Origin of the sequence: Micromonospora sp. NPDC007220, assembly GCF_040634035.1 — a bacterium.
Taxonomy (GTDB): Bacteria; Actinomycetota; Actinomycetes; order Mycobacteriales; family Micromonosporaceae; genus Micromonospora; species Micromonospora reichwaldensis.
In genome coordinates this window covers 1-1,400 of the sequence record NZ_JBEYEU010000071.1, presented here as the reverse complement: position 1 = coordinate 1,400, position 1,400 = coordinate 1, and the positions used below count along the sequence as shown (strand labels likewise).

General features: G+C 72.4%; 1 protein-coding gene. It reads left to right on the top strand.

Annotation, left to right across the window (positions count from 1 at the left end):
* Positions 1-1,400: beta-ketoacyl synthase N-terminal-like domain-containing protein (locus tag ABZ573_RS32505; protein ID WP_358122928.1), on the top strand; the 1,400-nt coding region annotated here is incomplete at both ends.

The window sequence follows — 1,400 nt, the reverse complement described above, 5'->3', positions numbered from 1 at the left end:
CAGCGGGCGTTGGATGGTGATGAGGGTCAGGTGGTGGTGGCGGATGTGCGGTGGGATCGGTTTGTGCCGTCGTTCACGGCGTTGCGTCCGTCGCGTCTGTTCACCGACATCCCCGAGGCACAGGCGGCGATCGAGGCGGCCGCCCGAGCCGAGACCGGCCCCACCGACCGGGCCTCCGCACTGCGCGAGCGGCTCGCGGCCCTGACGCCGCCGGAGGTCGAGGCGTCCCTCCTGGACCTCGTACGCTCCCAGGTCGCCACGGTGCTCGGCCACGCCACCGTGGAGGCGGTGCGGCCGGACCGGGCGTTCCAGCGTCTCGGCTTCGACTCGCTCACCGCCGTCGAGCTGCGCAACCGGCTGACCGCCGAGACGGGCCTCGCGTTGCCCTCCACCCTGGTCTTCGACCACCCGACGCCGGCCGCCCTGGTCGCCTTCATCCGGGAGACCGTGCTCGGAGCATCGGGTGACGCGCCGGCCGACCGCAGGGTCGCCACCGTGGACGACGACCCGATCGTGATCGTCGGGATGGGCTGCCGCCTCCCGGGTGGCGTCGCGTCCCCGGAAGAACTGTGGCAACTGCTCTCCACGGGACGCGACGGCATCTCCGAGTTCCCCCTCGACCGGGGCTGGGACAGCTTCCTCAGCAGTGGCCTGTCCGACACGTCCTTCGCCCGCAGGGGCGGCTTCGTCTACGACGCCGGTGAGTTCGACGCCGAGTTCTTCGGCATCTCGCCGCGCGAGGCCCTCGCCATGGACCCGCAGCAGCGGCTGCTGCTGGAAACGTCGTGGGAGGCCGTCGAATCGGCGGGCATCGACCCGACCAGCCTGCGGGGTGGCGCGGTCGGCGTCTTCGCCGGGGCCAGCTTCCAGGGGTACGCCAGCGGGTCGGTCGGTCGGGCCCAGGAGGTCGGCGGCCACCTGCTCACCGGCAACGCGACAAGCGTGTTGTCGGGCCGGGTGGCGTACTCGTTCGGGTTCGAGGGGCCGGCGGTGACGGTGGACACGGCGTGTTCGTCGTCGCTGGTCGCGTTGCACCTCGCGGCGCAGGCGCTGCGGTCCGGCGAGTGCGACCTCGCCCTGGCCGGCGGCGTCACCGTGATGGCCTCACCGGGCACCTTCGCCGAGTTCTCGATCCAGGGCGGCCTGTCCGCCGACGGCCGCTGCAAGTCGTTCTCGGACGCCGCGGACGGCACGGGCTGGTCCGAGGGCGTCGGCGTGCTGCTGGTGCAGCGCCTGTCGGACGCGCAACGCGACGGCCGCCGGATCCTGGCGGTGGTACGGGGCACGGCGGTGAATCAGGACGGCGCGTCGAACGGGTTGACGGCGCCGAACGGTCCGTCGCAGCAGCGGGTGATTCGGCAGGCTCTTGCGTCTGCGGGTTTGTCGGCGGTTGATGTGGA